General features: G+C 60.6%; 16 protein-coding genes. 13 read left to right on the plus strand and 3 right to left on the minus strand.

Annotated features, from left to right (window positions below):
- Window positions 1-62: 62 nt before the first annotated feature.
- Genes RCH93_RS11220 through RCH93_RS11230 form a run of 3 tightly spaced genes read right to left on the minus strand, consistent with a single transcriptional unit; the run spans window position 63 to window position 4675 of the window.
- A complete protein-coding gene (locus tag RCH93_RS11220; protein ID WP_306548495.1) occupies window positions 63-1859 on the minus strand; it encodes a sigma-54 dependent transcriptional regulator in 1797 nt (598 codons plus the stop codon).
- The gene (locus tag RCH93_RS11225) at window positions 1856-2644 is read right to left on the minus strand and encodes a PAS domain-containing protein (protein WP_306548496.1); all 789 of its coding nucleotides are present in this window, start codon (window positions 2642-2644) and stop codon (window positions 1856-1858) included. The genes RCH93_RS11220 and RCH93_RS11225 overlap by 4 nt, the downstream gene beginning before the upstream one ends.
- Window positions 2645-4675: a PAS domain S-box protein gene (locus RCH93_RS11230; protein WP_306548497.1), complete on the minus strand. Its 2031-nt coding sequence runs from the start codon at window positions 4673-4675 to the stop codon at window positions 2645-2647.
- Between the two features lie 191 nt (window positions 4676-4866).
- Between RCH93_RS11230 and RCH93_RS11235 the strand changes: the two genes are divergently transcribed.
- From RCH93_RS11235 to gspN, 13 genes are all read left to right on the plus strand, one after another.
- Entirely contained in the window at window positions 4867-5784 is a 918-nt protein-coding gene (locus tag RCH93_RS11235) for a hydroxymethylglutaryl-CoA lyase (protein ID WP_306548498.1), read from the plus strand.
- Window positions 5785-5933: 149 nt separating this feature from the next.
- The gene (locus RCH93_RS11240) at window positions 5934-6749 is read left to right on the plus strand and encodes a ZIP family metal transporter (RefSeq protein ID WP_306548499.1); all 816 of its coding nucleotides are present in this window, start codon (window positions 5934-5936) and stop codon (window positions 6747-6749) included.
- Window positions 6750-7491: 742 nt separating this feature from the next.
- The gene (locus RCH93_RS11245; RefSeq protein ID WP_306548510.1) at window positions 7492-9006 is read left to right on the plus strand and encodes a metallophosphoesterase; all 1515 of its coding nucleotides are present in this window, start codon (window positions 7492-7494) and stop codon (window positions 9004-9006) included.
- 27 nt (window positions 9007-9033) lie between these two features.
- A complete protein-coding gene (locus tag RCH93_RS11250; protein WP_306548500.1) occupies window positions 9034-9654 on the plus strand; it encodes a PEP-CTERM sorting domain-containing protein in 621 nt (206 codons plus the stop codon).
- A 233-nt stretch (window positions 9655-9887) separates the two neighbouring features.
- Complete coding sequence (locus RCH93_RS11255; protein ID WP_306548501.1) at window positions 9888-12251, plus strand: delta-60 repeat domain-containing protein; 2364 nt, start codon at window positions 9888-9890, stop codon at window positions 12249-12251.
- Between the two features lie 63 nt (window positions 12252-12314).
- A complete protein-coding gene (gspG, locus tag RCH93_RS11260) occupies window positions 12315-12779 on the plus strand; it encodes a type II secretion system major pseudopilin GspG (protein ID WP_306548502.1) in 465 nt (154 codons plus the stop codon).
- Between the two features lie 49 nt (window positions 12780-12828).
- Window positions 12829-13347, plus strand: a complete 519-nt coding sequence (locus tag RCH93_RS11265; protein WP_306548503.1) for a type II secretion system protein — start codon at window positions 12829-12831, stop codon at window positions 13345-13347.
- Complete coding sequence (locus tag RCH93_RS11270; RefSeq protein ID WP_306548504.1) at window positions 13331-13849, plus strand: prepilin-type N-terminal cleavage/methylation domain-containing protein; 519 nt, start codon at window positions 13331-13333, stop codon at window positions 13847-13849. Before RCH93_RS11265 ends, RCH93_RS11270 begins: the two co-directional genes overlap by 17 nt.
- Complete coding sequence (locus tag RCH93_RS11275) at window positions 13846-14532, plus strand: type II secretion system protein J (protein WP_306548505.1); 687 nt, start codon at window positions 13846-13848, stop codon at window positions 14530-14532. Before RCH93_RS11270 ends, RCH93_RS11275 begins: the two co-directional genes overlap by 4 nt.
- Window positions 14522-15505, plus strand: coding sequence for a type II secretion system minor pseudopilin GspK (gspK, locus tag RCH93_RS11280; protein ID WP_306548506.1), 984 nt, complete (start codon window positions 14522-14524; stop codon window positions 15503-15505). The genes RCH93_RS11275 and gspK overlap by 11 nt, the downstream gene beginning before the upstream one ends.
- 69 nt (window positions 15506-15574) lie before the next feature.
- Window positions 15575-17080 carry a type II secretion system protein GspL gene (gene gspL, locus RCH93_RS11285; protein ID WP_306548507.1) on the plus strand — a complete coding sequence of 502 codons (1506 nt, stop codon included), beginning with the start codon at window positions 15575-15577 and terminating at the stop codon, window positions 17078-17080.
- Entirely contained in the window at window positions 17080-17619 is a 540-nt protein-coding gene (locus RCH93_RS11290) for a hypothetical protein (protein WP_306548508.1), read from the plus strand. Before gspL ends, RCH93_RS11290 begins: the two co-directional genes overlap by 1 nt.
- 12 nt (window positions 17620-17631) lie before the next feature.
- The gene (gene gspN, locus RCH93_RS11295) at window positions 17632-18561 is read left to right on the plus strand and encodes a type II secretion system protein GspN (protein WP_306548509.1); all 930 of its coding nucleotides are present in this window, start codon (window positions 17632-17634) and stop codon (window positions 18559-18561) included.
- Window positions 18562-18703: the final 142 nt, after the last annotated feature.

An 18703-nucleotide genomic window follows, 5' to 3' on the forward strand; every position in this document is an offset into this window, starting at 1 on the left:
CGCGGAAAACCACGGAACTGTGGCAATGCCACAGTTCCGTGGCCACATAAGCGTGGTGGAATTCAGAAGTCGGCTTGGGTGAGATCCATCTGCAGTTCCCGGATCTTGCGGTAGAGGGTGGTCCGGTCGATGCCCAGCAGGCGAGCGGCCTTGGCCTTGTTGCCGCCGGCCTTTTTCAAGGCCTGGAGGATGCGTTCGGTGGGAGAAAGATCCGGCGCCGTTCGCGGCGCGGCAACCGTTGCCGGCCGTTCAAGACCGGCCTCAGTCTGGGGCTGCTCCTCGGGCTGGCGGTAGACGACAATCTCGGTGGGCAACTCGTCGGCGGAGAGGGTGGTTCCCTGGCAGAGCACGCAGGCGCGTTCGATCACATGCTCAAGCTCGCGGACGTTGCCGGGCCAGGGGTAGTCCAGGAGCAGTTGCCGGGCCTGGTCGGACATGCCGCCAATGCTCTTGCCCACCTTGGGGGCGATCTTGGCGATGAAGTGGTCGATCAGCAGCAGGATGTCGTCGCCCCGCTCCCTCAGCGGCGGCAGGATGACGTCGATCACCCGCAGGCGGAAATAGAGGTCTTCGCGGAAGGCCCCGGAGCGGACCTTTTCCTTGAGATCGACGTTGGTGGCGGCGATCACTCGCACGTCGACCCGCAGCGGCGTGTCCTGGCCCACCGGGTAAAAGGTGCTTTCCTGGAGAAAGCGCAGCAGCCGCAACTGCATCATCGGCGGGATGTCGCCGATCTCGTCGAGAAACAGGGTGCCGCCGTCGGCCTGGAGGATGCGGCCCATGCGGTCGCGGTCGGCGCCGGTGAAGGAACCCTTGCGATGGCCGAAGAGTTCGCTCTCCAGCAGGGTTTCGGGGATGGCGGTGCAGTCGACCTTGACTAGGCTCCGGTTCTTGCGATGGCTTTCCCGGTGCAGCGCCTCGGCGGCCAACTCCTTGCCGGTGCCCGATTCGCCGGTGATCAGCACGGTCAGGTCCACCCGGCCGACGTTCTCAATCAGGGTGTAAACCGCCTGCATGGCGTCGCTGGCCCCGAGAAAGCGGTGAAACTGCTGCCGCCGGCCGGTCTGCCTGGGCTCGGGGCTGGTCAGGTCGCGGATGACCATCACCGCCCCCTCCAGACCGCCGGCGCCGTCCTTGAGCGGGGCCGCCGCAATGCTGAGCACCTTTTTGCGCTGGTCGCCGCCCTGGCATTCCACCAGATGCGGCGTGCCCTCCTGCCCGGTTTTCAACACCTGGAGCAGTTCCTTTTTTACCAGCGCGAAATCCTCGCGGCCGCAAAGGGGCACGATGCTGCGCTGGTCCGCCAAACCCGGCTGCAGTTCGTTGAACAGCAGCCGCGCCGCCGGATTGATTTCCATCACGTCCAGGTTGAGGTCCACGGTGACGATGCCGTCGGTCACGCTCTTGAACACGGTCTCGAGAAAGGCCCGGTAGCGCTCCCGCTCCCGTTCCGCCCGCCGCTGGCCCTGTTCGAGCTGATGCTGGCGCAGCGCCAGTCGCGCGGTCTTGAGCAGCGCCTCTTTGTCCACCGGTTTGGGGATGTAGTCAAAGGCGCCCAGGCGCACCGCCTCGGCCGCAGTCTCTACGGTGGGGTAGCCGGTGATCATCACCACCGGGCAGTTGAGTCCCAGTTCCCGCACCCGCTTGAGCACGTCGATGCCGGTGTTGCCGCCAAGGACAATGTCGCTGATGATCAGGTCAAAGCTGCGGTCGCTCAGTTCCTGCAACGCCTCCTCATAGGTCGAGGCAGTGATCACCGGCGCGTAGCCCTGGTTCTGCAGGAAAAATTGAAAGGTGTCGCGCAGACTCTCTTCGTCGTCGATCACCAGGATGGCGGTTCCCTGTTCCAGGTTGTTCATGAGGCCTCTCCTGCGGGCAGCGCGCGGCATAAGGGTTGACGGAAGGCGGTCTGGTCGCGGAACACCACCACCGCGCCGGTCAGGCGACGGTTTTCAAGGATCGGGGTGCTGATGTATTCCACCGGGAAACTGGCGCCGTCTCGTTTCCAGAAGACCTCGTCGTCGCCGAAATGGACCTTGCCGTCGCGGTAGGCCTGGTGGATCGGGCACTGGCTGACCGGATACTCGCCGCCGTTGGCGCGGGTGTGGTGGATGAGGGCGTGGTGCGACTGGCCGACCAGATCCTCCGCCTCCCAGCCGAGCATGGACGCTGCGGCCTTGTTGACAAAGGTGACCTTGCCGTCGATGTCGAGGCCGAAGATGCCCTCGCCGGCGGATTCGAGAATCAGCTCCATCCGCCGCTTGATCCGCTTGGTTTCGGTTTCGGCCTGGATGCGCTCGGCGATTTCGCGGTTGAGCGAGGCGTTGGCCACTGAAATTTCAAAGGTGCGGCGCTCCACCCGCTGCTCCAGGTTGTTTCTGGTCAGGGTCAGCTCATGGGTGGCCTCGGCCAGTTGTTGCTCCAGATCTGTCTGGGCCTTGGCAAGTGTTTTGAATCGTGCCTGCGCCAAAGAGGCGATCACCACAAACAGCCCGGCCATGACGATAAAGGAGAGCAGCACAAAAGGCCATTGGTTGAGCTCCGGCGGGCCAACCACCATCTGCCGGTCCATCAAGAGCAGGAGAATGGCGGCAACCAGAAAAAGTATTCCCAGCTGGCCGATAAATCGGGTCTGTTCGGGCATCTATGTCGTGCTCCCCTCTGCCGTCGGCAGATCGATGGTGACGGTGGTCCATTTGCCCCACTGGCTCTGGATGCGAAAATGCCCCTTGTTCTCCTGGATCAGGCTGTGGCTGATGCTGAGTCCCAACCCCGTGCCTTGGCCCTTGGTTTTGGTGGAGAAGAAAGGTTCCAGCAGCCGGTCCATCAGGTCGTGCTCAATGCCGGCGCCGTAGTCGGTGATGGTGATGCGGACAAACTCCTGGTCGTCGCGGCGTTTGCGGCAGGCGGCAACCACCAACCGTTTGTCGACGTGGAGGGTGGGATAGCGTTCGTTGAGCGCATAGCGGGCGTTGCTGAACACATTCAGCAGCACCTGCTGGATTTGCTGCGGGTTGCAGAAGATCGGCGGCAGGTCGCTGGCGTATTCCTCGGACAGGGCAATGCCTTCGAGCTGGTATTGGTGCTGGATCAGTTCGATGCAGCAACGAACCAGGGCGGGCACGCTCACCGGTTCTGCGGATTGATCCCGTTTTCTTGAAAAATCGAGCAGGTTTTTGGTGATGCCGGCAATCCGTTTTCCTTCCTTGATGATGCGGTGGAGGAAATCGACGTTGTGATCCAGCTGGTTGGAATCGATCAGGATCTGAGCGTAATTGATGATCCCGTTGATCGGGTTGTTGATCTCGTGGGCCACGCCGGCGGCCAGTTCGCCCACGGCGGCCAGCTGGGCGGCGCGGAATGCCTCCGCTTTCATCAGCTGCTCGTCGGTCAGATCGCGGGCAAGCAACAGGGCGGCCCCGGATTGGCCGTCGTACTGGTGCAATGGGCTGACGGTGAGCAGGAAATTGCCGCGCAGGCCGCGCAGTTCGGTCTCAAAAATTCGGCTTTTCTGCTGGCTGAGCAACACTTCCAACGGGCAGATCGCCCCTGGCCGGCGGCCGCCGTGGAGGATCTCGCACACCCCCCGGCCAATGATTTCCTCGCGCGGCCGCCGCGCCGCCGCCACCGCCGCTGGATTGACGTCCAGGATCACCCCCTGTCCGGAGACGATCAGGGCCGGGTCCTGCACCGAGGAAAAGATGTTCTCCCACCGGGCCAGGGCGTGGTTCAAGGCGCGGTCCGCCGCCATCCGGCCGGTGACGTCGATGCCGAACAGCACCAAGCCCACCCGGCCTTGTTCGATGTCCGGGCGGATCGAGCCGTGCCATTCGATCATCCGTTTGTCGCCGCTGCGGGTCTGCAGTTCGGCCTGGAAATTCATTTCCGACTGGCCGCCCTTGAGCACGCGCGACAACTGGTTCTGGCTCTCGGCCCGTTTGTCCGGGCTGATCAGGACGTCGACCCAGAACTTGCCTTTGACTTCAGCCTCGAGATAGCCGGTGACCTCCTGGGCCGTGGGGTTGAAGGAAAGAATCTCGCCGCAGTGGGACAGCGAAATCAGCAGGGCTTGCACTGTCTGCACGATCTCGCAGTTGAAATCCTGTTCCAGACGTAGGTGGCGCGAGGTGTGGCGAAGGTAGAGGGAGCGACTCACGGTGGCCACCACGTTGGCGATGAAGTCAAGTTCGACGCCGGCAAATCCGCCTTCGCGGATTGAGTGGATGGTGAGCACGCCATACTTCTGTTGGTCGTGGACCAGCGGCCAGGACCCGCAGGACCGGCTGCCGGTGATCGCGGTCAGGAGCGACCAGGGCGAGGACGCCGGGCCTTGTGCGGGCGCAAGGTTGGAGCAGATCGCCGGCGCGCCGGTCGCCAAGGCCTGGGCGGCGGTGATGGTGGTCGAGGATTCGGTGACCAAACGGGTCACCAGGCCCCGGCACTGTCGCGCCGGCAGACCTTCCTGGACGGCGGTGGTCACCGGCGTGATCTGGCCGTTTTCCTCCTCCTGGCCCACCCAGATCAGGCAGTATTCCGGATCCTGCAGCAGCAGGCTGCAGCAACGGTTGAGGAAAGCGGTCTCGTCGGCGGTCGGCTCGATCTGCAGCTCGCCGATTTCCCGGAGCAATTTGTAGCGCTGGACATACAGCGCTATTCTTTTCGCTTCTTGATCCATGACATGCTATTATCCGTGTTTCGTTGCAGGTGGGGTAAGCTCGCCACGGTTGTGCGGCATCCAGCGGCGCTGTGCCACACAAATACCACAATTGCGTGGCGTCTGTGCAGCATAAATGTCGTTTGCACACCCACAACTGCATCGGACGTGCCCATGCGGCGCGGGACGGAATTATTTATCGAGGTACACGGATGCAGGTTGTTTTGGAAGAAGAGTCCCTGCGGGACGGGTTGCAGGCTGAAAGCCGGCTGTTCAGTCTGACGGAGAAGATGGAGATTGTCCGCCTGCTGGCCGAGGCCGGGGTTCGTCGGCTGCAGCTCGGCAGTTTCGTCAATCCGCGCTCGGCGCCGCAGGTGGCCAACACCGACGTGCTGGCGGCCCTGGTGCGGCGGCAGTATCCGGACCTCCTCTGCACCGCCCTGGTGCTCAATGAAAAAGGGCTGGAGCGGGCGGTGCGCAGCGGTCTCAATCATCTCAGCATGTCGATCTCGGTTTCGGACACCCATAGCCTGCACAACAGCGGTCGACCGGCGGCCGAGGCCCTGGAGGCCATGGCCGAACTGATTGCCAGGGCGACGTCCGAGGGCCTCCAGGTGCGGGCGGGGTTGCAATGCGCCTTTGGCTGCGTCACCGACGGGGCCATCGACGAGGCGATTGTCCTGGCGGCGGCGGCGCGGCTGGCTGCAGCCGGGGCCAGCGAAATCAATCTGGCCGACACCACCGGCATGGCCGGGCCTCACCAAATCACATCCATGGCGACCAAGGTGCGCAAGGCGCATCCGGAGGTCGAAGTGTCGCTGCATCTCCACGACACCCGGGGCTTGGGACTGGTCAACATCTATGCCGGCTATGAGGCCGGGGTGCGAATTTTTGACGTGGCGGCGGGCGGTCTGGGCGGGTGTCCGTTTATCCCCGGGGCAACCGGCAACGTGGCCACCGAGGATGCGGCGCATCTCTTCCAGGGCATGGGCGTGGCCACCGGCATCGACCTGACCCTGTTCTGCCGGGTGGTCGATTATTACGAGGCCTTGCTCGAACGTCGATTGCCGGGCCGGATGAACCGCGCCCTGCAGGGGGCGACGACCGGCAAGGATGCCTGCGCGTCCTGAGCATTGCTCGTGTTCGACGGCAATCCTGAAAAGCGGCCGCTTTTTTTTGCATGTAGAGCCTGTTGCCGCGTAGAATACCCACAAAACGAACCTGACCGGAACGCGGCGAAGCAGGTCCCCCTTGTTCAAATGGATGCGAGGTCTCTGTCATGATAGTTTTTTTGCAGCAGCTCAGTCCTGTGACCCAAGCGTTTCTGGCCACCCTGTTCACCTGGGCGGTGACCGCCGCCGGAGCCGGGCTGGTGTTCATGAGCCGGGAGATCAATCAACGGCTTCTCGACGCCCTGCTCGGTTTTGCCGCTGGGGTGATGATCGCCGCCAGTTTCTGGTCGCTGCTGGCCCCCGGCATCGAGATGGCCGAGCAGATGGGCCACATCCCCTGGCTGACCGCCGCCATCGGTTTCATGGGCGGCGGCGTCTTTATGCGCCTGATTGATCGAGTGCTGCCCCATCTCCACCCCGGCCTGGCCATGTCGCAAAGCGAGGGCATCAAAACCTCGTGGCAGCGCAGCACCCTGCTGGTGCTGGCCATCACCCTGCACAACATCCCCGAGGGCTTGGCGGTCGGCGTTGCCTTTGGCGCAGTGGCCGCCGATCTGCCGTCGGCCTCCATGGGCGGGGCCATTGCCCTGGCCATTGGCATCGGGCTGCAGAATTTTCCCGAGGGCACGGCGGTGTCGATGCCGCTGCGACGGGAAGGCATGAGCCGGATGAAGAGCTTTCTGCTCGGTCAGGCCTCGGGCCTGGTGGAACCTGTCGCCGGTGTGCTGGGCGCCCTGTTTGTCCTCAGAATGCAGAACATCCTGCCCTATGCCCTCTGTTTTGCCGCCGGCGCGATGATCTTTGTGGTGGTCGAGGAACTCATTCCCGAATCCCAGCGCAACCCCGCCAACATCGACCTTGTCACCATGGCCACTCTGGCCGGCTTTTCCACCATGATGATTCTGGACGTCGCTTTGGGCTGAGGCGACTCTTGCCGCGCCGCACGCCAGACGCGGTTTTCCTGACCGCAACCGAGCCTGGCCGTGAGGCTGGCGGCAACTGAGCCTGAAGGCGGCGCCAGCCTTTTCCTTCCCCTCCCCCCTATCGCCTCTCCCGCTGCGAAGGTCATTGCTTTGAGGCGTTGATCGGGCGCACACCCCTCCTTGTCCGAAAATTTGTCCGTCTTTTGCCCTGGGGCGCTGTGCCTCAGAGCGAGAGGCGAAACGTCAAAGCCCTCCTGTCTTGGCGCTTGCCCTTCTGCAACCGCTCCCCCCGCGTTTTCCGTTAACCTGCCGTTGTTTCATTGCTTCGCCCGGTCCGGGACGCCCTGTTGGTGGCTATTCCACCGATATCAATGCGTTTAATGATGGGTGCAGCACCCTGGCCGCTAACCTGACGCTCATCTAAAAATAATCGATTGGGAACGAGACGGTAACACATCCCCTGTAGGTTCAACAGCCGTTCAGGACAAGGCGCGTGCTGCGAAACGCAATCAGCAAGAGAACAAAGCAATCGTTGAAAATGGGGATTCGGCAATTGAATGCCGGGCTGAAAATCAAAGAAGTTCAGGAGGGAAAAATGAAAGAGCTGGATAGACGAAAGTTTTTGAAAATTGGCGGCGCGAGCGCTGCAGGGCTCGCTCTGTCGGGGATTGACCTGCCGTGGTTGTCGTTTAAACCGGCTTTGGCAACGGCCGTCTCGGAGGACGCCTGGTGTTTTGGCGTCATGGCCGACACCCAATGGCGGACCGGCGTCAATGCCGGCGTGGAACCAGGATCCTGCGCCGTGTCCGTCATTAATGCCCTGAATGAGCAATTCATTCAGCACCAGTGCAAGTTTGTCGTCCAGGTGGGCGACCTTGTCGACAAGGAGGCCGTCGACGGCGCTCGCACCTTGCCGACGCGCGCAACCGCCTGCCAGGCGCTGTACGACAATGGGATCGGTTTTTTTCCGGTTCGGGGCAACCATGAAGCCACCGCGACGGCGGCCAATGAGCTGCCGGTTCTTTTTCCCCAGACCCTGGGCGAGGGCGCCAATGTTTTTGGCGCCGAAAATTTCACCAGTCCTGCCGAAAATTTGAAAGGGCTCTCGTACGCCTTTGACTACAACAATGTCCGGTGCGTGCTCATCGATCAGTTTACCCGCAAGGACGGTTCGAACTATCTGAGCAGCACCAATCACAATGCGGTCGATCAGGTGAGTTGGGTTGACGGTGTGCTCGCCTCCAAGTCGTCCGAGCAGCACGCTTTTGTTTTTGCGCATAAAAATTTGATCGGCCAGAATCATAAGGATGTCCTGTTCGGCGCTAACTTGACGGCCAATGCCGCCGCTCGCGACGCCTTCATCAAGAGCCTCGACGTCAACGGGGTGCGTTACTGCCTTGGTGGCCATGACCACATGCACCATCGTTCCGTTGTGACGGATTCCAGCCGTACCTTTAACGTTGATCAGATCATTTGCGCTTCAAACAGCTATAAATTTTATACCCCCGCATCCGGCGACGACGGCCGGGAAATCCCGGTGGTTCAGGAGTTGTACACCGTCGGCTACTACATCTTCACCATTGATGGGTCGCGGGTGACGGTTGACTTTTATTCGGCAAGTCATGGACAGGATTATGGCGACACCGATTTAATTACTGTCCCGGAAACATTCGATTTTTATCTGCGGGAGCGCTTTGGTTACAGCCTGAACGGGGACCAGTATGTTGTCGCGCGCGGTGAAAGCTATGTGGGCATAAAAGGAAACTATAAGGGCTTTGCCGCAAAGATTCTTTGCGGCGTCAACGGCAATGCCGAAACCGACTTTTTAAATCGAGCGTTAAGCAAAACCGTCAGCACCGGCTGGGCCGACGCCGATCTGGTTGCCAACGCCGGCAGTCCCGTCTTTAGCCTGTGGGGCATGGTCGACAACCTCAGTCTGTATGACGGCAATCTCACCGGATATCTGCCTGCCGAAAAAGAGAGCGCCGCCACGGATAGTTATACCCTCTCGCTCGGTTTTGATTCGAAGAAAGCCCGACCGTCCCAGTTGGTGACAGGAAAATTTGCGCTTGCCGTTCGGGACGAAAACAAGGTGTGGCGCAATGCAGTGGATTTGAACTCCGGAGGCGTGAAAAAGTTTGTCTACGGTCCCTGGAAAGAGAGTTACGGGCTGGGAACCTATGGCGTGGACGCTAAAACCTCCACAGTTTGGGCGGTATTGAACAATGAAGGCGATTTTGTCGCTAAATTACTGTGAAAACTAGAAGGAACGGGGAGTTGTGTTATGAAGACCAAGGTTGTTTTTTTTGTGTTGTCCTTAACCGTTTTTTTGCCTGCGGTGGGCGCTTACGCCTCAGTGCTGGATTTTGAAACATTGGCGCATACAGAGGAGTATCTGTCTGTCGGGTCCACGTACACTGAGGACGGATTTGTTCTCAAAAACACTGCCGGCAACGACCCTTTGTTCGCAGTGTGGGGAGAGGCGGCCGCCTACGGATACACTGGGTCGGCAGCCCTTTTTAATGACAATGGCAACGGCCAAACCGTTCTCGCCATGACCGATTTGAATGTGTTTGCCTTGAGTTCTATTGATTTGGCAGAGTTGTTTTATTCCGACGTCTACGAACAGCAATCGGTCGTTACGTTCACCGGTATTCGCAACGATGGACAAATTGTCTCGCAATCTTTTACGCTCGACAATGTCTTTGGCCTGGAAACGTTTTCTTTCAGTTCGGAATTCACCAATCTTGTTATGGTGAGTTGGCTGCAGACGTCTGACTTTCACCAATTCGACAACATCAACGCGACTCCTGTTCCGGAACCAGCATCTCTGTTGTTGTTTGGTTGCGGTTTGGTCAGTGTTGCTTTTTTGGGGAAAAGAAGGGTGGCCGGTCGGCAACAGTAAATTGAGAACGAACCTGGGCGGCAATTTGCGCCTTGGGTTCGACAGACATTCAATTGCCAATCAACCCGGATGCTGCGCGCGTGTCCGGGTTGATCTTTTTTTGCCGGATCATCAGGGCCACCTTGTCTGGCGCTCTTTTGTTGCGTATAAATTGCAGCTGTCTGCCGCTCTATGGTATGGTGTTCTTAACATATATGTTCCCCGCAATTTTTTCCATGCTGCGAGGTGTGGCCATGCATACTCGATTTTTTTGGTGCGTCAGCCTGGGGATCCTAACCCTCTTGACCGGCAGTTGGCCTGCCTGGGCATTCTCGCAGCTTGACGCCACTTTTGGTCTCAACGGGCGGGTGGCGGTTGAGCTGGGCGTGAAAAGCAGCGGGCATGCGGTGCTGGTGCAGCCGGACGGCAAGATTGTGGTGGCCGGTTCGTCTGCCGGGGCCAAGGGCGCGGCCATGAATTTTTCCCTGCTTCGCTTTAACCCGGACGGCTCGCTGGACACCACGTTCAACGGCGAAGGTTCGGTCGTCACCTCGCTGGTGGCCGGCGACGACGAGGCCCTGGCCTTGGGTCTGCTGTCCGACGGCCGCATTGTCGCCGGCGGCTACAGTCATAACGGCGTTGACCGTGATTTTGCCCTGGTGTGTTACCGCCGCGACGGCTCCCTGGATGCCCAATTTGGCGTTGACGGCGCCGTCCTGACCTCGATCGGCAACGGCAACGAGGAGATAACCGCGCTTACCGTCAACGGCTCCGACCAGATCACGGCCGTTGGCTCGACCGAAGGCACGGCCGGCAAAGTGCTGGTGGCGGTGCGGTACAGCGCCGCCGGCAATCTGGACGACAGCTTTGGCGAACAGGGCGTCAGCCTGATTGGGGTTGGCGGCGACGCCAACGCCGAGGGCCTGGTGGAGCGTGACGACGGCTCGCTAGTGATTTCCGGGTCCTATCAAGAGAAAAACAATCCTGCGGCGATGTTGGTGGGGCTGCGGGCCGACGGCGCCGTGGACACCGCCTTTGGCGCCAAGGGCATCGCCGTGGCCTCCGGCGCCTTTGCCGCCAGCGAGGGGTACAGGCTGGCCGAAGACCGCGACGGTTTGTTGTATCTTGTCGGTTCGGTGGGCGCGGCCGGCAAGCGGGACGCGGCCCTGTTCCGATTCACCCAGGACGGCAGGCTTGACCCCGGCTTCGGCAAACGCGGCGTCGTTGTCTCCGGAATCAGCGCCGACGACGATGTGCTCTACGACGTCAGCGTCGGGGCAAACGGCGTGGCTGCGAGCGGGTTTGCCATCGAAAAAGGGGCACGTCAATTCCTGCTGGCCTCGTATCTCCCGGACGGTTCGGTCATGGCCGCCTCAGGCGTGGTTGGGAGCAGCGTTGACCCGGCCGCTGGAGAATTGCCGGTCCAAGAGGTGCGGGTCAACGGCCGAACCAAGGTGCAGATCAGAAAGCTGCAAATGTGGGACAGCGAGGTGCAGATCCGGCAGATGCAGGTCTCTGATTCCTACTCCGACACCACCACGCTCTGGCAGGCGCCGCATCCTTGGCAGGGACGATTGTTTGCAAACCGGTCAGCGTCTGGCGCCGGTCGGCCGTGGGGCGACTTCTTTTTCCCCTCTGCCTGGGCTGCCGAGGCAACGAGCGAAGACGGCATCGCCGGGGTGCTTGACTCCCGCATTGTCACCACCGCCTTCAGCGAGGGCGAGTCGGTCGGTTATGCCTTGACCACCGACGCCAAGGGCAACGTCATCGTCGTCGGCACGGCCGAAGGCGGCGCGGTGAGTTCCATTGTCGCCGCCCGGTTCGCGGCGGACGACCTGGTCGACCGCATTGTTGATCAGCCCGGCCACCGCAGCAGTCACATCACCACCACGCTGTCCGCCGACGTCACCCGCACCACGCTGACCACCGGCGGCGAAATTGCCGAATCCTTTGGCAAGGAAGTTGTCCGGCGCGGCGTGGTGTTCAGCGTCAAACAGGGCCCGCTCTACAAGGACGCCGTCTCCTCCACCATCATTGACAGCGGCTTGCGTCGTCTTGCCGCCTTTTGGGCTGCCGAGGCGGTGGCGGCGGACGCCTCTGCAACCTCCGCCGTTCCCTCAACTGCCACCGAGCGGATCGTTGAGGAGGGGACCACCGACGACGGCTCGGGCGGTGGCGTTTTCAACACCCTGCTGGAACATCTCCAACCCGGCGCGGTGTACTACATCCGCGCCTATGCTCTCACCGCCGACGGCGCGGTGTATTACGGTAACCAGATCAGCGTCAGGACGGCCGACGCCTGTTTCATCGCCACCGCGTCTTTTGGCAGTCTGCTCCACCCCTGCGTCGAAATACTGCGGGATTTTCGTGATCTGTATCTGGTCGGCCATGTCGGCGGCCAACAGCTGGTCGAGTTGTACTACACTCTTTCGCCGCCCGTGGCCGACGTGGTTGCCGGCAACGCGGCGTTACGGCTGCTGGTGCGCCTGCTGCTGTTGCCGGTGGTCGGTTTTTCCTGGTTGGCGGTGCAGGGAGGGCTGGGGACAGCCCTTGTGACCTTGGTCGCGGCAGCGACGTTCATTGGTCGCCGCTGCGGGCGTTCCCGAATGCAGGTTTGACGCGGCTCCGGCATGGACGCGTTCCCAACGTATAAGCTTTTGAACTATTTGCGAGTGAGAACAATGACGACTACACGTGCAAGACGGGCCCACGGCCTGAGCGGCGTCCAGGGATTCACCCTGATTGAGTTGATGGTGGTGATGGTGATTCTCGGCATCCTTGCCGGCTTGATTGTGCCGCGCATCATGGATCGGCCCGAGGAGGCCCGGCGCACCAAGGCCGGCGTCCAGATCCAATCCATCGAACAGGCCTTGAAGCTGTACAAGCTCGACAACGGCCAGTATCCGACCACCGAGCAGGGGCTGCTTGCCCTGGTGGAAGCGCCCACGGTCGGCGTGCTTGCCAAAAAATGGCGGACCGGCGGGTATCTGGACAAGGGCAAGGTGCCCAAGGATCCCTGGGACAATGATTTCGTCTATATCAGTCCGGGATTGCACGGCGATTTCGATCTCGTCTCGTACGGCCCGGACAACCAGGCCGGCGGCGAAGACAAAGACGCGGACATCAACAACTGGGAACTGGAATAACGCCGGCGAAGGACCTGAGACCTGAGACCTGAGCGGCGTGCGTCCCCAGATGAACAGCAGGGGCTTCACCCTGATCGAGTTGATTGTGGTCATGGCGCTGATTGCCCTGACCGCTTCCTTTGCCGTGCCGCAGATTGCCGATTTTTTATACGCCGATCAACTGAAGACGACCGTGCGCAAGCTGGTGGGGCTGATCCACCAGTCCGGCCGTCTGGCCCAGCGCGATCAAATTCCCTATCTGCTCAAATATAGCGAAAACGAACGCCTTTTCGTCGTTGAGCCCGAGCAGGAGCAGAAAAAGACGCCGGGGCAGACGGAGCCCGTCAAAGAGACCTTGCGGCTTGCCGACGCGGTGCAGGTGGGGGATTTCTGGTCCTGGTACGGCGGCGCCCGTTCCGGGCAGGATCGCGTCGTCCGTTTCAGCAAAGAAGGCTATGTCGAGCCGACGATTCTCTATCTGCGCAAGGACGACGGCCGGGAGATGTCGGTGGTCCTCTCTCCTTTTCTTGGCAAGGTTCAAATAATTGACAGTCATGTGGCCCCGGACCAGGATGCGTTCTTACGGTGACCGCCCTGCGGGGCGCATAAATCCGAACGCCGCAGGGTTTACTTTGCTTGAGGTGATGATTGCGGTGGCGGTGATTGCCATTGCGGTGGTCACCCTGTTAGGCGCCCAGGCCCAGAGCGTGTCCATTGCCTCCGGGGCAAAGTTCGACGCCATGGCCTCGCTGCTGGCGCAGTGGAAAATGAGCGACCTCATGCTCCAGGACTACGACCAACTGGCCGGCGACGAAGGGACCTTTGGCGAGGACTACCCCCATTTTGTCTGGAAACTGAAGGTCGAGGAACTCACCGAGAGCGAGACGGGCCTGGCAGGCGCCGCCGACATGCTCAAAGCGCTGGATATAACCGTTGCCAACGATCAGGACGCGCGCTTGTCCTTTACCCTGCGGACCATTGTCTTCAAGCGTCCGGTTGCGGCCGCCAAGCCGACCGGCGATAAAAAAGAGACGCTCGGGGAGAGCAAGAAAAACGCTGAAACCGTCGAGAAATCGGAGGTTGAGCCGTGAACGGACGCAACCAAGGGTTTACCCTGCTGGAAGTGCTGCTGGCCATGTCGGTGCTCGGGGTAGTTGTCGCCATGCTGTCCCTGTCGCTCTCGGCCTCCCTCAAAGTGGTCGAAGGAACAGAGCGCGAAGAAGACGCGTATTTCCAGGCGCAAACAGCCCTGCGCCGGATTGGCGGGGACGTGGCCGCCGCTTTCTCCGCTCAGGAGGGCGCCTTTGTCGGTGAAAAAAAGGACCTCAACGGGCAACGGGCCGACAGTCTGCAATGTCTCACCCTGGCGCATCTGGTGTTGAATCCGGAAAAACAGCAGCCAGGGGCGGCGGTGGTGCGGTATTGGCTGCAGCCCGATGCGGCGGATGCGCGCAAGTTGCAGTTGCTCCGTTCGGACACCCCGGCCCTGCCCGGTTGGGAGAAACGGCCGGAAGGCGCCATGGAACCGGCGTTCCTGCTTGCCGACAACCTGCGATCAGTCCAGTTTTCCTATTTTGATCGGGAAGGTCAGGAATTTGACAGTTGGCAAAAGGGCGTCGACACCGACACCGACGCAGACAAAGAAGCCGCTGCGTCGACCTTGCCGGCGGCCGTGCATATCATCCTCGAATTCTGGATCGATTCCGACCAGGAAACCGCTCAGACCTTCAGCACCAGGGTTGTGCTGCCGGCGGAGGGCAAGGGTGCAAACTAAGCCGATTGCGGGCAATCAATCAGGCATGGCCCTGGTGCTGACCTTGCTCATCATCAGTTTTTTGGCAGCCATGACCGTGCAGTTGATGATGACCGTTGATCGCCAGATCGCGGCGTCGACCTCCCAGCGCGAACAGGTGCGGTTGGACGCTATGGTCCTGGGCGGGCTGAACCTGGCGCGGGCCGCTCTGTTGATCGATCAAAAGGAGAATGCCTTTGATTCCCCGCATGACGCCTGGGCTGCCTTTGATCCGGAGCGGCTGAAATCCCTGGCCGGCGACGTCGATCTGAGCCTGAGCGTGACCGATCTCTCCGGCCGGCTGCAGGTCAATGCGCTCGCGGACGCAAGCAATGAGGCGTATCGTGCGGTGTGGCTTCGATTTCTGCTCTCGGGAAGATTTGCCGTAGAAAACGAGGAGCAGGCCGAGGCCCTGCTCGACGCCCTGGGCGACTGGATCGATCAGGACGACGAGGAACGCCAGCAGGGGGCCGAAGACCCCTATTACCAGGCGTTGGAGACCCCGTATGCGTGCCGCAACGGCTCCATGGTCACCCCAGAGGAACTGCTGTTGGTCAAAGGTATGACGCCGGCGATTGTTTTCGGCGATCAGGGGCATGAGGGCATCTTGCCCTACGTGACGGTCATGGGCGAGGACGCTAAAATCAACCTCAACGCCGCGCCGGCGGCGGTGTTGCAGGCGTTGTCCTTGGAGATGACTCAGGAATTGGCACAAGAATTGATAGATTTCAGGGAGTATCGCAAAAACCAGGAGGCCTTGGCCACTGCCGATTGGTATCGCAAAGTGGCGGGCTTCCCTGCCTCAATTGATTTGGGAGCGGATCTGTTGACGGTTTCCGGCACATATTTCCAGGTCAAGGCGCGGGCCGATTTTTCTCAGTACAGCCGAACCGGCAGCGGCGTGTTGCAGCGCGCCGACCAGCAACTGACTGTTTTGCGGTGGGAAATGCAATGAGCGCATTTGGCCGCTGTGGGATGGTTTGCATCACCTTTTTCTGCGTCGCAGGGCGTGGGCACGAGGTTCATGGGCACGAAATCACTGGGGATTGACATTAGCGACGGGTACATTACCGGGGTGGTGCTTGAGCAGCAGCGAAAAGCTCCTATCCTGGTCAATCGTCTGAGCCTGCCCCTGCCCGAAGGCGAGGATCTTGCCGCCGCCATTCGCCTGCTGTGCGAACAGCTCGATTGGCGGGAGGGTCTGTGTGTGTGCGGCTTGCCGTTTTCCCTGCTCAGTGTCCGCAATCTGGCTCTGCCGTTTACGGATGTCAAAAAAATAGCGCAGGCCCTGCCGTTTGAGTTGGAAGAACAGCTGATTGCGCCACTCGATGCTGTTGCCTATGATTTTTGTCCGAGCAAACGAACCAACGAAGGCAGTTTGGTGGTGGCGTTTGCCGTGGAAAAAGACCTGCTCGGCAGCCTGCTTGCCGATTTGCAGGGCGTGGTGGATCCCGATGCGGTGACGCCGGCAATGGTTCCCCTGGCGGCGCAGATTGCCGCCCGCAACCGCGACGGACACAATTTTCTCCTTGTGCATGCTGATCTGCACTCCATTTCCATCGCCCTTGTGGTTGAAAATAAGCCGGTTTTTTATCGGAGGCTTTCCCATCCGGAACAGATGATCCTTCATCCTCCGGTTTCGTTTGTCAACGGCGAGGCAAAGGTCGCCGACCGCGCGGCAGCGGAGGAATGTGTTCGCTTGCTGAGTCAGGCCATCGGCCGGAGTTTGGATTACTTTCGCATCGAGAGCAAGGAGCACAGCCTTCCTGAGTGGGTGGCGCTCACCGGGCCTCTGGCCAACATGGACGGCATGGCGGAAATCCTTGCCGCATCCCTGGAGTTGCCGGTCACAACGGTCGAACTGTTGTCGCTTGCCAGGATTTCGTGCACCGCAGAGCAGACCGAACAGTGGCTTGGGCAACAGTATGACCGCGCCCTGGCGCTGTCTCTGCAGGGGTTGAGCAGGGGCGGCGTCAATCTTCGCCGGCTGGCCTTTGCCAAACAACGCAGCTTCTATTCGTCCCGCAAACAACTGGTGGCGGCGCTTGCCGCTGCGGCGATGCTGCTGGTCGGCGGGTTGGCGTACATGGGCTACGATTACCGCCTGCTGCAGCGGCGCGACAAGGCCCTGACTGCTGAAATGACGGCGATTTTCAAGAGCGCCTTCCCTGGCGTGACCAAGGTTCAGGACCCTTACGTCGAGATGCAGGCGCGGTTGAAATCCGCGCACGGGCCTGAGTCGCCGATGCCCTTGTTTGTCGCCGACAGGCGAACCCTGGATCTGTTGGCCGACGTCTCGTCGCGCATTCCCGCAACCCTTGCCCTGCGCGTCAGCCGGCTCTCGATTGATCGCGAAGCTGTGCTGATCAAAGGGACCACCGACACCTTCAATTCGGTCGAGACCATCAAAAGCCTGCTGTCGGCCTCTCCCCGGTACAAGTCGGTGCAGATCGTCTCGGCCACGGCGGACAAGGAAAAGAAGACCGGCGCCATCCGTTTTGAAGTCCAACTGCAACTTGAGGGAATCTGATGCGACTGACCGGACGGGAGAGGATGGCGGTGACTGCAGCGGGGGCGGGCCTGCTTGTTTTCGTTGTGCTCCAATTCATGGTGTTTCCCTTGATCGACAACCGGTCGCGCCTGAACAAGCGGCTGGTTGCGCAGGAAAAGGCAGTGGCGGAAATGCGGGTGCTGCGGGAGCGCCATCGAGAACTCAGTGAGCAATCAGGCTCCATGGCCGCGTTGCTGGCCCAGCGTGAAGAGGGCTTCAGTTTGTTTGCCTTTCTGGAAAAAAACGCTGATGAAAGTGAGGTGAAGGAGCACATCGCCTATATGAAGCCGTCGGAATCGCGGGGCAACGAGCAATTTAAGCAGACCTTGGTCGAGATGAAGCTGCAGGCGGTGACCTTGAAGAAACTGGTGGCGTTTCTGGAAAAAACGGAATCGCCGGAGCATTTGGTCGGGATTGACAAGCTGACTATCCAGGAAAACACCAAAGAAGAGGCCACCCTTGACGCGACGCTGGTGATGGTGAGCGTCGATCAGGCTGCAGGCCCAACCGGCCAATAGGTTCAAAGGACAATGATCACACGCGCCCGAGGGCAGCTGATCCGCAGCATCGGCTATCTGGCCTACACTCTGGGGGCGCTGGCTCTTTTGCTGTGGCTGCTTTTTCCGGAAGAGGCGCTGCGGCGCTCGCTGGTCGGCCACTTGAAAGGCGCCTGGCCTGAACTGCAATGGCGGCTGCGGTCTGTGACCCTGGAGATGCCGGCGGCGTTGCGCATGGAGGCTCTTGAAGGGTATGGGGCTGCGGATCGACCCATGATTCGTTTGGATTCGCTGGTTGTGCAGCCGGATTGGGCGGGTTCGCTGCAATCTCGGCGGCTGCGGATTAAGTATCAAATTGTCGTCGGCCAGGGGAGCATTGCCGGCCTGGTGCAGAGCATTGCCGGGCCCACGGAATGGTCCTGGGAAGGAACCGTGCAGCAATTGCGCTTGGCCGACTGGCCGCTGCTCTCCTTGCGGTTGGGACGGGAGGTGGAAGGTGTGGTTTCGGCGACCTTCGCCGGCGCAGGGGTTCCAACCAAACAGGAAAAAGCCCAGTTGAAGGCCGAGGTCAAGGTCGAAAACGGACGTTTGGGGCTGAAACGGCCGATTCTGAGCCATTCGGTGATCCCGTTTTCCCTGGTTAGCTTAAACTTGCGCGGCGACGGCAATCGCATCGAGATTGAGCAGGGCGAAGTGGCGTCCGAGTTGATGCGCGGTCAATTCACGGGGCACGCCGAATGGGGTCAGGGGGCGACGTCTGCGCAGATTGTTGTCCGCGGCGCCTTGCATCCGGAGCCGCGATTTTTTAAAGGATTGGACAATACCGTTGCCGTGCAGGCCGTGCGCGCCCAACTCAAGGACAAACCCCTGCCGTTTCGGCTCTCGGGCGATCCGGTGAACCCCAGCATTCATTTCGAGGAATTTTCTATGCAGTTTCAAGCCCTGGAAAAGGAGTTGCGATAACGCCGTGGTTGCTCTTGTGGTTCGACTGGTCATCATAACCCTGCTTGTCTATGCCGGGGTCTACCTCTGGTACGGGCGGGTTGAGGATCGGCTGCAGGAGCAGGTTCCCGCCCAGACCAAGACGCCGCCTGCCGCCGCCCTG

It is taken from the genome of Desulfobulbus sp. (assembly GCF_030824455.1).
Lineage (GTDB): Bacteria > Desulfobacterota > Desulfobulbia > Desulfobulbales > Desulfobulbaceae > Desulfobulbus.

Bases quoted from the DNA above. Each gene is read 5' to 3' on its own strand.
- RCH93_RS11220 (WP_306548495.1), bottom strand. From the start codon at position 1,859: ATGAACAACCTGGAACAGGGAACCGCCATCCTGGTGATCGACGACGAA.
- RCH93_RS11245 (WP_306548510.1), top strand. From the start codon at position 7,492: ATGGCCGACACCCAATGGCGGACCGGCGTCAATGCCGGCGTGGAACCA.
- RCH93_RS11230 (WP_306548497.1), bottom strand. From the start codon at position 4,675: ATGGATCAAGAAGCGAAAAGAATAGCGCTGTATGTCCAGCGCTACAAA.
- RCH93_RS11240 (WP_306548499.1), top strand. From the start codon at position 5,934: ATGATAGTTTTTTTGCAGCAGCTCAGTCCTGTGACCCAAGCGTTTCTG.
- RCH93_RS11290 (WP_306548508.1), top strand. From the start codon at position 17,080: ATGCGACTGACCGGACGGGAGAGGATGGCGGTGACTGCAGCGGGGGCG.
- gspN (WP_306548509.1), top strand. From the start codon at position 17,632: ATGATCACACGCGCCCGAGGGCAGCTGATCCGCAGCATCGGCTATCTG.
- RCH93_RS11270 (WP_306548504.1), top strand. From the start codon at position 13,331: ATGCGTTCTTACGGTGACCGCCCTGCGGGGCGCATAAATCCGAACGCC.
- RCH93_RS11225 (WP_306548496.1), bottom strand. From the start codon at position 2,644: ATGCCCGAACAGACCCGATTTATCGGCCAGCTGGGAATACTTTTTCTG.
- RCH93_RS11265 (WP_306548503.1), top strand. From the start codon at position 12,829: ATGAACAGCAGGGGCTTCACCCTGATCGAGTTGATTGTGGTCATGGCG.
- RCH93_RS11255 (WP_306548501.1), top strand. From the start codon at position 9,888: ATGCATACTCGATTTTTTTGGTGCGTCAGCCTGGGGATCCTAACCCTC.
- RCH93_RS11250 (WP_306548500.1), top strand. From the start codon at position 9,034: ATGAAGACCAAGGTTGTTTTTTTTGTGTTGTCCTTAACCGTTTTTTTG.
- gspL (WP_306548507.1), top strand. From the start codon at position 15,575: ATGGGCACGAAATCACTGGGGATTGACATTAGCGACGGGTACATTACC.
- gspG (WP_306548502.1), top strand. From the start codon at position 12,315: ATGACGACTACACGTGCAAGACGGGCCCACGGCCTGAGCGGCGTCCAG.
- RCH93_RS11235 (WP_306548498.1), top strand. From the start codon at position 4,867: ATGCAGGTTGTTTTGGAAGAAGAGTCCCTGCGGGACGGGTTGCAGGCT.